General features: G+C 65.1%; 11 protein-coding genes. 9 read left to right on the plus strand and 2 right to left on the minus strand.

Annotated features, from left to right (window positions below; all coding sequences use genetic code 11):
- Positions 1 to 22 precede the first annotated feature (22 nt).
- The 6 genes from O3301_RS28055 to O3301_RS28080 all read left to right on the plus strand — a co-directional run bounded on the left by O3301_RS28055 (position 23) and on the right by O3301_RS28080 (position 8,313).
- Positions 23 to 3,802, plus strand: coding sequence for a PilC/PilY family type IV pilus protein (locus O3301_RS28055; protein ID WP_305058091.1), 3,780 nt, complete (start codon positions 23 to 25; stop codon positions 3,800 to 3,802).
- A 58-nt stretch (positions 3,803 to 3,860) separates the two neighbouring features.
- Positions 3,861 to 4,364 carry a type IV pilin protein gene (locus O3301_RS28060; RefSeq protein WP_305058092.1) on the plus strand — a complete coding sequence of 168 codons (504 nt, stop codon included), beginning with the start codon at positions 3,861 to 3,863 and terminating at the stop codon, positions 4,362 to 4,364.
- Positions 4,365 to 4,367: 3 nt separating this feature from the next.
- On the plus strand, positions 4,368 to 5,018 hold the full coding sequence (locus tag O3301_RS28065; RefSeq protein WP_369812250.1) for a GspH/FimT family protein: 651 nt from the start codon (positions 4,368 to 4,370) through the stop codon (positions 5,016 to 5,018).
- Positions 5,019 to 5,094: 76 nt separating this feature from the next.
- Positions 5,095 to 6,168, plus strand: coding sequence for a bifunctional diaminohydroxyphosphoribosylaminopyrimidine deaminase/5-amino-6-(5-phosphoribosylamino)uracil reductase RibD (ribD, locus tag O3301_RS28070; RefSeq protein WP_369812253.1), 1,074 nt, complete (start codon positions 5,095 to 5,097; stop codon positions 6,166 to 6,168).
- Positions 6,169 to 6,198: 30 nt separating this feature from the next.
- Positions 6,199 to 6,834, plus strand: a complete 636-nt coding sequence (locus tag O3301_RS28075; protein WP_034786589.1) for a riboflavin synthase — start codon at positions 6,199 to 6,201, stop codon at positions 6,832 to 6,834.
- 99 nt (positions 6,835 to 6,933) lie between these two features.
- Entirely contained in the window at positions 6,934 to 8,313 is a 1,380-nt protein-coding gene (locus O3301_RS28080; protein WP_305058094.1) for a hypothetical protein, read from the plus strand.
- Here O3301_RS28080 and O3301_RS28085 read toward each other — a convergent pair.
- A complete protein-coding gene (locus O3301_RS28085) occupies positions 8,310 to 8,735 on the minus strand; it encodes an OsmC family protein (RefSeq protein WP_305058095.1) in 426 nt (141 codons plus the stop codon). The two genes, O3301_RS28080 and O3301_RS28085, sit on opposite strands and share 4 nt — an antisense overlap.
- 368 nt (positions 8,736 to 9,103) lie before the next feature.
- Between O3301_RS28085 and ribBA the strand changes: the two genes are divergently transcribed.
- The 3 genes from ribBA (at position 9,104) to nusB (ending at position 11,540) form a co-directional block, all read left to right on the plus strand.
- On the plus strand, positions 9,104 to 10,222 hold the full coding sequence (ribBA, locus tag O3301_RS28090; RefSeq protein WP_289918956.1) for a bifunctional 3,4-dihydroxy-2-butanone-4-phosphate synthase/GTP cyclohydrolase II: 1,119 nt from the start codon (positions 9,104 to 9,106) through the stop codon (positions 10,220 to 10,222).
- Positions 10,223 to 10,398: 176 nt separating this feature from the next.
- Entirely contained in the window at positions 10,399 to 10,881 is a 483-nt protein-coding gene (ribH, locus tag O3301_RS28095) for a 6,7-dimethyl-8-ribityllumazine synthase (RefSeq protein WP_034759563.1), read from the plus strand.
- 188 nt (positions 10,882 to 11,069) lie between these two features.
- On the plus strand, positions 11,070 to 11,540 hold the full coding sequence (gene nusB / locus O3301_RS28100; protein ID WP_034759129.1) for a transcription antitermination factor NusB: 471 nt from the start codon (positions 11,070 to 11,072) through the stop codon (positions 11,538 to 11,540).
- Positions 11,541 to 11,661: 121 nt separating this feature from the next.
- Here nusB and O3301_RS28105 read toward each other — a convergent pair whose 3' ends face one another.
- The gene (locus O3301_RS28105) at positions 11,662 to 12,579 is read right to left on the minus strand and encodes a lytic transglycosylase domain-containing protein (protein ID WP_180278601.1); all 918 of its coding nucleotides are present in this window, start codon (positions 12,577 to 12,579) and stop codon (positions 11,662 to 11,664) included.
- Positions 12,580 to 12,585 lie beyond the last annotated feature (6 nt).

Here is a 12,585-nt window from a genome sequence, read left to right on the forward strand (position 1 = left end):
CCTTGCCGCCGCCGTCCCGCCGGTGACGCTGGCACGGGCCGACGCGGGCTTGCACGGCGCCAGGGTGCCGCCGAATCTGTTGCTCAACCTGTCCTTCACGCATGCGGCAGCCGCTGCCGCGCATGGCGGCGACTATGCGCCGCAGCGCGAGTACGTAGGGTATTTTCATGCGCGCATGTGCTACAGCTATCCGTATCGCAGCAAGGATGGCGTCATGCTGCCGGACTTGCGCGTAGCGACCGCTTACTTCTCCGTGCTGAAACCGGCCGATGCGCTGCACGGTTGCGGCGGCGACAGTTTCAGCGGCAACTTTCTCAACTGGGCCAGCACCAGCATGCTCGACCTCGTCCGCTACGCGCTGACGGGTGGCGACCGCGTCATCGACGAAGTGCGCAAGACGGTGCTGCAGCGCGCCTACCTGCCCGACGCCGACAGCCCCATCGACTTTTTTGCCCACCCCGTCTTTTTCCCGCGCAAGGTACTGCAGGCTGGCGTGGCGGCGGCGACGCCATTTGCGCTGGCGCAACTGGCCATCGTTTCCTGCCGCAACCGCCTGCTGTTCGGCGACGCCAGCCTTGGCCAGTCTGCGGGCGGCACTTGCGATGCGCCTGGCCTTGCTGCCACGCACGGGGTGTTCCTCGCGCGCGTGCGCGTGTGCGATGCTAATGAGGGGCCGCTGCGCGACGACTTGTGTCTGGCGTATGGCAAGAACTACAAGCCGGTGGGCGCCGTGCAGCGCCATGGTGGCAGGGTGCGCGTGGGCGTGTTTGGTCATTTGAACGGCATGCCCGCCAGCGCTGGCCCCATGTATGGCGGCGTGCTGCGCGCGCCGCTGGCCCATGTGGGCAGGCAGCGCTGGACGGCGCCCGACTATTTGCCGCAAGACAATGCCGGCGCCGAGTGGCATCCTGCCACCGGCGTGTGTGTGGCCGAAGCTGCGACCCAGGGCGCGGGCCTTGGCGGCGGGGTGACCGCTTACATCAATGGCCTGGGCCGCGGCAATCCGGGGCATCCTGGCGCGTACGCCAGGGCGGCGCCGCTGGCCGAATTGCTGTACGAATCGCTGCGCTACCTGCAGGGACGACAAGCGAGCGCCCCGGTGCCGCCTGTGACGGCCCCGCCTGCTATCGACGACGGCTTGCCGGTCGTGACCCAATGGAGCGACCCGCAAACGGCCAGTTGCCAGCGGCACATCGTCGTCAGCCTCGGCGATGCGGGCATGGCGGGCGACCGTTACGTGCCCGGCAATGTCCCGGTCACTCCCGCCGCATCCGGCGACCGCGCCCGCGCGCCGGACGGTTTTGCGCCGCCGCCGTTCGATGCGATGGCCTGGACGCATGCGGTGGGCAGCCTGGAAAGCGGTGGCACGCCCGGCAATCCCGCGCCACGGCCGGAGCTGGCGGCGCTGGAATTGCTGGCCGACGGGGCGGGCGGCGCCAGCTACCATGCGGCGGGCCTGGCCTACTGGTCGCACGTGCAGGCTCTGCGTCCCGGCGGCAAGAACGACGGCGGTGCAAAGGTCGAGCACTATGCGGGCGACTTGCGCCAGGGCGACCCGGCCGGCGAATCTGCTGCCACCCCCTTGCTGCTGGCGTCCAAATATGGCGGTTTTCTCGATGCGAATGGCGATGCCAACCCCTTCAAGAGCGCGACGGGCGGCGCGCTGGATGAATGGAGCCTCGATGGCCGCTGGCCTGGTCATTACTTGCCCGGCAGCGATCCTGCCGCCCTGATCGCGGGACTGCGCGCAGCCTTCGCAGCAGCCGATAAGGGCACCTTGCCGGCGGCGCTCGCAGGACCGGCCCTGATGGCGCTGGCCAGCGGCACGGAAGAGGCATACTGGTTCCAGACGCAGCTGCGCCTGGCCGATGGCGGCATGACCTTGTCTCGCACCGCGTTTGCCGTGGGGGCCGATGGCGCATTGCTTCCCGGCAAGCCATGGTGGACTGCCGGCGGACAGGATAAGCCCGTGCCGGATGGCGCGCCCGCGTCCTTGCGTCCCGTCTACACGCTCGACGCCCAGGGCAGCCTGATGCCGCTGGCCTGGAACCGCCTCGACGCAGTGCAGCGCGGCGCATTCGACAGTGGCGATGGCCGGGGCGAGGCGCGCCTGGCGTACCTGCTGGGCCAGCGCACGCACGAGGTGGGCCAGCCAGGCGGCTTCCTGCGGCGCAGGCCAGGCAGCTTGGGCGCGGCGCCATACGGCAATCTGCTGTACGTGGGCGCGCCCGGGCTGGGCATGCCGGGCGCCGGCTATGGCTTGCACCGCCAGGCGCTGCTGCAGCGGCGCAAAATGCTGTACCTGGGCGCCAGCGATGGCTTGCTGCATGCCTTCGATGCGCGCACGGGCAGCGAATTGTTTGCCTATCTGCCGCAAGCGCTGCTGCACCTTGCGCCAGCCGCTGCGAGCACTCACTACAGCTCCGGTCCGCTGCTCGACGGCGCGGCGGCCACGGCGGAAGTGCTGGCGCTGGGACATTGGAAGACGGTGCTGGTGTCGGGCATGGGCGGCGGGGCGCAGGGCGTGTTTGCGCTCGATATCACCGACCCGGCCCGCTTCGCGCAAGACGGGGCGCTGTGGGAATTTACGGACCGCGACGACAGGCTGATGGGCAATGTGCGCGCGCCGCCCGCCTTCGCCCGCATCAATATGGGTGGCAAGGAGGGCGCGCCGGCCTACCGCGACTTTGCCATCGTCGCCAGCGGCTACAACAACCATGTGAACGATGGCAAGGACACGACGGCGCCCGCGTCGGCCGCCGCCATCTTCCTGCTGGCGCTGGACAAGGCGCCCGGCATGCCATGGGTGTTGGGAAGTAATTACTTCCGCCTCAAGGTGCCCGTGGCCAGCGGCGGCGGCCACGACGCTGATGCGGGCGCGAACGCGGATGAGGACGCCATCCCCCAGGCGCTGGGTCCGCCCGCCGTGGTGCCGGGCAGCGACGGCGCGCTGGCGTACATGTATGCGGGCGATTTGCAGGGCAATATCTGGCGCCTCGACATGGCTGGCGGGCCGCCGTGGAAGGAGGGACAGGGACGCAAGCTCGTCTTTGTCGCGCGCGATGCGCAGGGCCGGCGCCAGCCCGTGACGCAGCAACTGAGCGTGGCCTACGCGCCCGGCGGCGGCTATGTGCTGCTGTTCGGCACGGGAAAGCTGGTCGAAGCGGCCGATACCTGGCCTTCCGCCTTCCTGTCGCAGTCGTTTTATGCCGTGCACGACGATGTGCGCGAGTCATCTTCCACGCGCAGCCGGGCCGACCTGGAGCAGCGCAGCTTGGGCGAGGCGGCGGGCGGCGTGCGCGTCGACGGCGCGGAGCTGCGCTACACGGGCAGCGACGCCATGCGCGGCTGGTATCTCGATTTCCTCAATACCGGGCAAACGGGCGAACGCAGCGTCAGCAGTCCCGTGCTGGCCGCCGGCAAGGTGTTGTTCAACACCGTCTTGCCGGGGCGCGACCCTTGCGCCAAGCCCGCCACGCGCCTGTACGTGCTCGATGTGCTGAGCGGTTTTGCCGCCGATGGTGCCGGTGTCGTGCAGGCGGGCGCGCAGACGGGGCGCTTGTTCGATGGCCTGGCGCGCGCGCCGCCGCTGGCGCTCGAACTGAACAGCACGGTGGGCGCCCCGACGGCGGCAGGGCGGGCCGAGGGGCGCAAGGAACTGGCCGTGCTGCAACCGGGCTTGCCCGGCGCAGCCAGCGGGGCGGCGCTCAAGGTCGCCAGTGCACCGCTGCCGGCCCGGCGCCTCAGCTGGCGTGAAGTGGCGAACTGGCGCGAATTGCACGAGGCGGCCAAGAAAAAATAGCCATGGGCAAGGCCGGTGCAGCGTATCGGCTGGCGCTTTTTGGAAAGGGGGAAATCGCATGGGGACGTTGGCAAGGCGGAACTGGTGCACTGCAAACGGAGGCGCTCCTGCTGCCAACCCGCCGGGCTTCAGCCTGATCGAACTGCTGGCCGTGCTGGCGATCGTGAGCCTGCTGCTGGCGCTGGCCGCGCCCGCTTATCACGGCCATGTCGTGCGCGCCAAGCGGGTGCAGGGGCAGGCGGCCCTGCTGCGCCTGATGCAGCAACAGGAGCGCTATTATTCGCAAAACAATCACTATCTGGCCTTTTCCTCGGCGTCGCCCGCGCCGCAGGCGCAGCAGTTTCCCTGGTGGTCCGGCGAAGGACCGGCTGCCGGCAGCGCGTATGAAATCGAGGCGCTGGCCTGTCCCGGCGCGACTATCGGGCAATGCGTGCTGTTGCGGGCCATGCCGGGCACGGCCAAGGTCGATGCGCAATTCCAGGATACCGATTGCGGCATCCTGTCCCTGAACAGCACGGGCCAGCGCGGCAGCAGCGGCCCAGCCAGCCATTGCTGGCCCTAGGTCATGGTTGCGCTGGCGCGGGCACGAGGCAGCGGGGATTTACTCTCATGCCGCCTTTCGCCTTCCTGCGGCCGGCCCTGGTTTGCCCGTTCGCGCAAGCAGCCACGCCGGGCGGGGCATACCTTGCTCGAATTGCTGGCGGTGCTGGCGATTGCCGCGCTGCTGGCGGCCGCCGCCATGCCCAGTCTGCAGCAGGTGCTGGCGCGCCAGCAGGTGCGGGCGGCGGCCATGGACTTGTTCTCGGCCATCGAATTGACGCGGGCGCAGGCGATGGCGCGGGGGCAGCGCGTGCTGCTGATGCCGGCCGGACCCGGTGGCATGGATTGGCGCATGGGCTGGCTGGCATTCATCGACCGCAATGCCAACCTGGCGTTCGATGGCGATGACGAATTGCTGTTCCGCCAGGGGCCGCTGCCGGAGGGCATCACGGCCCAGTTCGCGTTTTCGTCGGCCACGGTGCCGTTTTATATCGCCTACAATGGCGCAGGCCGCAGTTGCAGCGCGACCAATAGTCTGGCGGCGCGCTGGGGGACCTTGTCCCTGGCTTTGGGAAAGCAGGTGCGCCATATTAAAATCAATATGCTGGGCAGGGTGCGCGTGTGCGACCCGCAGCAGCAAGCGGCCAATTGCAGCGGCGTGGCCGACAGTTCGTAATCCGACTCATCTAATCCGACTCACCTATCACTCACTATCAAAGAAGCCCGTGGAAATACTCAACGATATCGATGGCATGCGCCTGGCGCTGGAATGGGCGGCGCGCGGTTTGTACACGACCTCGCCCAATCCCCGCATCGGCTGCGTGATCGTCAAGGATGGCCAGGTGATCGGCGCCGGCGTGACGCAGGCGGCCGGGCAGGATCATGCCGAGGTGCAAGCCTTGGCCAATGCGGCGGCGCGCGGCAACGACGTGCGCGGCGCCACGGCCTATGTCACCCTGGAACCGTGCAACCACCATGGCCGCACGCCGCCATGCTCCGATGCGCTCGTGCGCGCGGGGCTGGGCCGCGTCGTGGCCGCCATGACGGATCCGAATCCGCTGGTGGCAGGGCAGGGGCTGGCCAAGCTGGAAGCGGCCGGCATCGCCGTCACCACGGATGTGCTGGCCGACGAGGCGCATGAAATGAATATCGGCTTCTTTTCGCGCATGCAGCGCGGCAAGCCGTGGGTGCGCCTGAAAACGGCGGCCAGCCTGGACGGCATGACGGCCTTGCACAATGGCCAGAGCCAGTGGATCACGGGTCCCGAGGCGCGCGCCGACGGCCATGCCTGGCGCGCGCGCGCCTGCGCCATCCTGACGGGCATCGGCACGGTCAAGGCGGACGACCCGCAACTGAACGTGCGCGCCGTCGAGACGCCGCGCCAGCCGCGCCGCATCGTCGTCGACAGCCGGCTCGACATCAGCCTCGACGCGCGCATCCTGCAGGGCGGCGGCACGTGGATCGTGGCGGCCGTCGCCAACCCGGAGAAACAGGCGCAACTGCAGGCGCTGGGTGCCGAAGTCATCCTGTTGCCGAACGCGGCCGGCAAGGTCGACCTGGCCGCGCTGATGCTGGAACTGGGACGCCGGCAAATCAATGAAGTCCACGTCGAGGCAGGCGCCAAACTGAACGGTTCGCTGATCCGCGAAGGCTGCGTCGACGAGCTGCTGGTCTACCTGGCGCCCACCTTGCTGGGTGATGCGCAAGGCATGTTTGCCTTGCCCGCCTTGACGGATATCAAGCAGCAGCGCACTTTGAAATTTCACCAGGTTCAGCAAGTGGGCGAAGATGTGCGTATCCTTGCAAGATTCGCCCAGCGTACTTAATAGATTTACACTTTTTATAAGGTTAGCTCCATGTTTACAGGAATTGTTGCCGCCATCGGCAAAATTGAAACCGTGCAACCGCTCGACGGCGGCCTCGATGCAGGCGTGCGCCTGAATATTCACGCGGGCGGCTTGCCGCTGGCCGATGTGGCCCTGGGCGATTCGATCGCCATCAATGGCGCCTGCATGACGGTGGTGGAAAAGTCGGACACGGGTTTTGCCGTCGATGTCTCGCGTGAAAGCCTCAATTGCACCGTGGGCCTCGATACCACCACGGAAGTGAACCTGGAAAAAGCCCTGACCCTGGCCGAGCGCCTGGGCGGCCACCTGGTGTCCGGCCACGTCGACGGCCTGGGCATCGTGCGCAAGTTCGAAGCCGTGGGCGAATCGTGGGAGCTGGTGATCGAAGCGCCGCACGAACTGGCGAAATACCTGGCCTTCAAGGGTTCCGTCGTCGTCAATGGCGTGTCGCTGACCGTCAACCGCGTGGAAGACCTGGGCGCGGGCGCCGTCAACGGCTGCCGCTTCTCGATCAACCTGATCCCGCACACGATCGCCATGACGACCCTGAAACATTTGACGGTCGATGGCAAGGTCAACCTGGAAATCGACCTGATCGCCCGCTATGTCGAGCGCATGCTGTCGCTGGACAAGGCCGCCGCCTGATATAAGAACTGAACAGGGCAACACAGCCGCCTTGCCAGGCGTGTGTTGCTTTTCTTGCAGACGCGCATACTATGAAGCTTTCCGCAGTGGAGGCTAGCCATGGACCCGATTTCGCGCGCAACCGTGCCCAACACCATCCCGGCCACGTCCCGCGTGGGCGCAACGGCAGCTCTGGCGCCGGCGCAGCCCGTGCCGGCATCCGGCGCGGCGGCTGCCCTTGCAATACTTTCCTCGACGCAGGTAGACATCTCCCCGCTGGGCCAGTTCCTGTCCGGCGTGGCCTTATCGCGCCGGCAACTGCTGGCCTTGCAGGGCGCCACGGAAGAGGCCAGGGCGGCCAATACCCCCGTGAATGTCAATGACGACTTGCTGGCGCTGGCGCGGCAACTGACGGAATCGTTCGCCCAGTTGCAAACGAGCGGCATCGACGCCAGCCAGCTGGCCACGGCCGGCGACACGCCGGGCAGCCTGGCGCAGCGCTACGATTTATTGTCGGGCGACGGCACGACGGATGCGGCCACGGCGCTGGCGCAGGACGGCAGCTTGCTCACGCAGGCACAACTGGCCCGCATCGGCATCGACTTGCGCAATGAAGATGTCGATGCGGCAACATTGCAAGCCGCGTATGCGGCCGACAGCAATGCCACTCTGGACGCCTTGCAACAGGGAACGGAGGTGCTGGCGCAAGTGGGCGCCGTGCTGGCCCGGCAGCAGGGCGCGCCGCTGGCGGCCGGTGTCGAAGCGGATTTGACGGGAGAAACACTGCCGTCCGGCGCCGTACAGGCGTCGCAGGCCGCGCAGCAGCCCGTCGACGCGGCACTGCCGCAGACAGCCGCCATTGCGCAGCGGCAACTGGAACTGCAGCAGCAACTGGAAGCGGAAGAACTGAACCTGGACTTGCAGGAACTGCGGCCCCAGCCGCCAGCGCAACAGGCCGACAATGCAGCGGACTTGCTGCAGACGCAGCGCACGGACAACCTGCGCGTCGATGCCCAGCGCCTGGATGCCGATCAGCAGGCGCAGCAGCAGGATGCTGCGCGCGTGGACGAGCTGCGCCAGGGGCAAGTGCAGCAGCAGGGTTTGCAGCAGCAGGCGCAAGCGGCCGCGGACGACGCCGTGCGGGCCCAGCTGGCCGCCAGCGACGCGCAGATGGCGGCCCAGGCGGCATCCGACCGGGCGCAGTCGCTGGCGCGCGCAGCGCAGGGGCAAGCCGACGCGGGCCTGGCGACGGCGCAAGCCCAGCTGGCCCAGCAAAATGCGCAGGCGCAAGAGCTGGCCGCGCAAAACGCGGGCATGGCCGTGCCGCCGCCGTCGTCGCAAGACCCGTCCGTGGCGGCGGCCATCGCCGCGTATAACCTGAACAATGCAGCCTTGAATCCCGGCTTGATGAACCGGCCCTTGCCGGCCAGCGACTCGCGCCTGCCGCTGGTGGCGCCCGTCGCTGCCGTGGAGCCCGTCAAGCCCGTGACGAAAATCTAGGGCAGCAGGGTGGCGTCCAGCGTGATATTGGCTTTGAGCAGCTTCGACACGGGGCAGCCGGCCTTGGCCTTGGACGTCAATTCCTCGAATTGAGCCTGGCTGGCGCCGGGGATTTTTGCTTTCAGGATCAAATGGACGGCCGTGATGGCAAAGCCGTCGTCCACCTTGTCGAGGGTCACTTCGGCCGTCGTTTCCATCTTTTCCGCCGTCAGGCCCGCTTCGCCAAGGATCAGCGACAGGGCCATGGTGAAGCAACCCGCGTGGGCGGCGCCGATCAGTTCCTCGGGATTCGTGCCCGGCTTGCCTTCGAAGCGGCTGGCAAAGCCATAGGGGTATTCCTGCAAGGCGCCGCTGCGCGTGCTGATGGCGCCCTTGCCATCCTTGATGCCGCCTGACCAGATGGCCGATCCGTTGGTTTTCATAGTGCCGCTCCTGTGTGGGGTGTCGCTGCGAATGGGGCGTCAGCGCCGTGGCGGTGACGGGTTGATCTTATGCTCTTTGCAAGGCCGGCGGCGCGCGTCTTGCCGCCGCCGTGTGCGCTGGATCAGGGAATTGGCGCTTTGCGGGGCAGGCGGTGGCATCCGTGCCGCAAAGCTGTCTTATTTCAGGTCTGCAAGCGCTAAATCCTTTAAAATAGCAGGTTATAAGAAAATTCCCGGAAATTCGCGGAAGATTCGCACTCGATGTTTCAGTTCGGTTTCAGTTTTTAGTTTCGTTTTTAGTTTCACTAACAACGCCTGGCAAAACCGACGCGCAGCAGGTTTTGCCAGGCGTCATACGAGGATGAACAATGTCTATATCCAGCACCGAAGAGATCGTCGCTGAATTACGCGCCGGCCGCATGGTGATACTGGTCGATGAAGAAGACCGGGAAAATGAAGGCGATCTGGTGCTTGCCGCCGATTTCGTGACGCCTGAAGCCATCAATTTCATGATCACGCATGCGCGTGGCCTGGTCTGCCTGACCCTGACGGAAGAGCGTTGCGACGAGCTGAACCTGTCGATGATGACATCGCGCAACGGCACCGCCTACGGCACCAATTTTACCGTGTCCATCGAAGCGGCCGAAGGCGTGACGACGGGCATTTCCGCCGCCGACCGCGCCAAGACCATCCAGGTGGCTGTTGCCAAGGGCACGCAGCCCAGCGATATCGTCCAGCCTGGCCATATCTTCCCGCTGAAAGCGCAAAAAGGCGGCGTGCTGATGCGCGCAGGCCATACGGAAGCCGGTTGCGACCTGACGGCCATGGCCGGCTTGACGCCCGCGTCCGTGATTTGCGAAATCATGAAGGACGACGGCACCATGGCGCGCTTGCCGGACTTGCTGTTGTTTGCCGAGCAACATGGCTTGAAAATCGGTACGATTGCCGACCTGATCCATTACCGCAGCCAGACGGAGTCCCTGGTCGAGCGTGTTGCCGAGCGCACCCTGCATACGGCGCATGGCGAATTCCGTCTGATCGCCTTCCGCGACAAACCGAGCGCATCGGCCCATTTGGCCCTCGTGCATGGCGACCTGGCGCCCGGCCTGGAAGCGCTGGTGCGCGTGCACCAGCCCGTTTCCTTGCTGGACGTGCTGGAAAGCGAAGCGACTACCCACTCGTGGACGGTGGCCGCCTCGATGGCCGCCATCAAGCAGGCCGAGCGGGGCGTGATGGTCTTGCTGAATTGCGGCGAGACGTCGGGCGAGCTGTTTGCCCAGTTCGCCGCGCTCGATACGCCGCAAGCCAAGCCGAAAGGCCGCGCCGCCAGCATGGACTTGCGCAGCTATGGTATCGGCGCGCAAATCCTGCGCGACCTGGGCGTGAGCAAGATGCAATTGCTGGCCAGCCCACGCAAGATGCCGTCGATGGTCGGTTTCGACCTGGAAGTAACAGGTTTTCAGTGCCACCCAGGCCAGGACGCCTGACTAAATCTACTGCGCGTCGCGATTTGCGGCCTGTGATGCTCACTGTACCTTCGTACAGTTGCGCTTCTCGACCGAAACTCGCTGCCGCTCGCTACGATTTTGTCAGGCGTCGATGTAGAGTAAACGATGGCGACATGTGCATGTCGCCCTGAACCACCAGATTAAAGAGGCATATGATGACCGTAGGAGCATACGAAACTAATTTTGCCGGCGAAGGTTTGCGCGTCGGTATCGTCCAGGCACGATTCAATGAAATCGTCGGTGGTGGCTTGCTGTCGGCATGCCTGGAAGAGTTGAGCAAGCTGGGCGTGGCCGATGAAGATATCCTGCACGTGACCGTGCCGGGCGCCCTGGAAATCCCACTGATTCTGCAAAAAATGGCGGAAACCGAGCAATTCGATGCCCTGATCGCACTGGGCGCCGTGATTCGCGGTGAAACCTACCACTTCGAGCTGGTATCGAACGAATCGGGCGCGGGCATCACGCGCGTCGGTCTCGATTACGGCATCCCCATCGCCAACGCAGTGTTGACGACGGAAAACGATGAGCAAGCGGAAGTACGCATGCTGGTCAAGGGAGCAGAAGCGGCACGCGTGGCAGTGGAAATGGCTAATCTGGCGCAAGCGCTGGAAGAGTTGCAGGACACCGACGAAGACTAAGCGCGTGTGATAAGAATGCCATGGCTGCGTTGCAAGGCCTCGCCGTACTTTCGTACTGTCTTCGGCCTCGCGCCTTGCCCTGACATCCTTCTCACGCACGCTTGAGCCGCGGCTGCGCTGCCTAAAAGCGCACTGCGGTGTCTCGCCGGAATTTGTAGTGAACACGTACTTAAGAACAGGTAACAATCATGACTGAGAAAAATTTGCTCGCCAATCCCAGCAAAAACCGCACGCCGCGTCACCGCGCGCGCGAGTTTGCGCTGCAGGGCTTGTACCAGTGGCTGCTGAACAATGAAGACGCGACTACCGTCGTGAACAATATTCGCGCCGCGCATGGTTTCGACAAGGCCGATGGCGATCATTTCACGGTGTTGCTGTACGGCGCCATCAAGGATTCGCTGGCGCTGCGCGAAAGCATGGCACCCTTGATCGACCGCAATATCGCGGAACTGTCGCCCATCGAACACGGCATCCTGCTGATCGGCGCTTTCGAGCTGAAGAACAACATGGAAATCCCGTACCGCGTCGTCATCAATGAAGCGGTCGAGCTGGCCAAGTCGTTTGGCGGTATCGATGGCCACAAGTATGTGAACGGCGTGCTGGATAAATTGGCAGTGAAATTCCGCGAGGAAGAAGTCAACGCCAACAAGCGCAAGTAATATACAGAGCAGTTCCTGCGGCCAGTGCCGCAGGGCAATAAAAAAGCCACCGGCACTTGCGTGCGGTGGCTTTTTTACTGGGTGCTGCTTTTTGGATGCCCCTGTGAGGGCTTTTAAAGGGTCACAGGCCGGCGATCTCGTTGTGGGGCAGTACTTTGATGGTGATGCCGCTTTCCGCTGCCGGCGCCTTGGCTGGCGCTGGTGTGTTCGATGCCATCACCGGTGTCGTCGTCGGCACGCGCTGGCCGGCCGACACTTGTTTCAGGCGGCGGTATTCGGCCAGCACGCGCGAGCCGTAGCCCGAGTCGGTGGCGAAGTTGGCGGCGCCCACATAGGTTTTGAGGCCCGCTTCGACGGAACCGCCACGCGTGACGTAATCCTTCAGGATCAGCGAACCGACGCGGATGTTGGCGACCGGGTTCAGCGCTGCTTGCACGCCGCCCATTTCCTGGAAGCGCTCATGGTGCACTTTCGACATGACTTGCATCAAGCCTTGCGCGCCGACTGGGCTTTCCGCGAACGGGTTCAAGCCCGATTCGATGGCCATCACGGCAAGGATCAGCAGCGGGTCCAGCTTGATTTCACGGGCCGTCAGGTACGCCGTCGAGACGAGCATATTGGTCGCGTCGTTGGCCACGCGGTAGCGCTTGGAGAGCCAGTTGGTAACCCATTGCTGCTGCTTTTGCGTGCCCAGCAAGGCTTTTTCTTCCTTGGTCAGCGGGGTATCGCTGGCGGCGGCCGTCTGCACGGAAGCAGGCGCTTCCATCAGTGCGGACAGGGCCGGTGCTTCAACGGCTTGCGCCTCTGCCATCGGCAGCGGGAACAGGCTGTGCGTCAGTTGCTTGCCCAGGTCAGGGCGGAACATCAGCAGGGCGATCAGTGCCAGGGCGGAAATGCCGAAGACTGTCAGTGTGTGTTGTGCCGTGGTCAAAACGCCACGTGCCGAAATGGCCTGTGCGCGGGCGCGCAAACGCGCCAACGCTGGCTGGCCAGCCACGGTTGAAGCAGGCAATGCTGCTTCAGTGCTACGATGAGTCATAGAGTT

The sequence above is a fragment of the Janthinobacterium sp. SUN211 genome (assembly GCF_030587315.1).
GTDB classification, from domain to species: Bacteria; Pseudomonadota; Gammaproteobacteria; order Burkholderiales; family Burkholderiaceae_D; genus Janthinobacterium; species Janthinobacterium kumbetense.

Coding starts and splice junctions, on each gene's coding strand:
- O3301_RS28060 (WP_305058092.1), top strand. CDS start 3,861: ATGGGGACGTTGGCAAGGCGGAACTGGTGCACTGCAAACGGAGGCGCT.
- O3301_RS28065 (WP_369812250.1), top strand. CDS start 4,368: ATGGTTGCGCTGGCGCGGGCACGAGGCAGCGGGGATTTACTCTCATGC.
- ribD (WP_369812253.1), top strand. CDS start 5,095: ATGCGCCTGGCGCTGGAATGGGCGGCGCGCGGTTTGTACACGACCTCG.
- O3301_RS28075 (WP_034786589.1), top strand. CDS start 6,199: ATGTTTACAGGAATTGTTGCCGCCATCGGCAAAATTGAAACCGTGCAA.
- O3301_RS28080 (WP_305058094.1), top strand. CDS start 6,934: ATGGACCCGATTTCGCGCGCAACCGTGCCCAACACCATCCCGGCCACG.
- O3301_RS28085 (WP_305058095.1), bottom strand. CDS start 8,735: ATGAAAACCAACGGATCGGCCATCTGGTCAGGCGGCATCAAGGATGGC.
- ribBA (WP_289918956.1), top strand. CDS start 9,104: ATGTCTATATCCAGCACCGAAGAGATCGTCGCTGAATTACGCGCCGGC.
- ribH (WP_034759563.1), top strand. CDS start 10,399: ATGACCGTAGGAGCATACGAAACTAATTTTGCCGGCGAAGGTTTGCGC.
- nusB (WP_034759129.1), top strand. CDS start 11,070: ATGACTGAGAAAAATTTGCTCGCCAATCCCAGCAAAAACCGCACGCCG.
- O3301_RS28105 (WP_180278601.1), bottom strand. CDS start 12,579: ATGACTCATCGTAGCACTGAAGCAGCATTGCCTGCTTCAACCGTGGCT.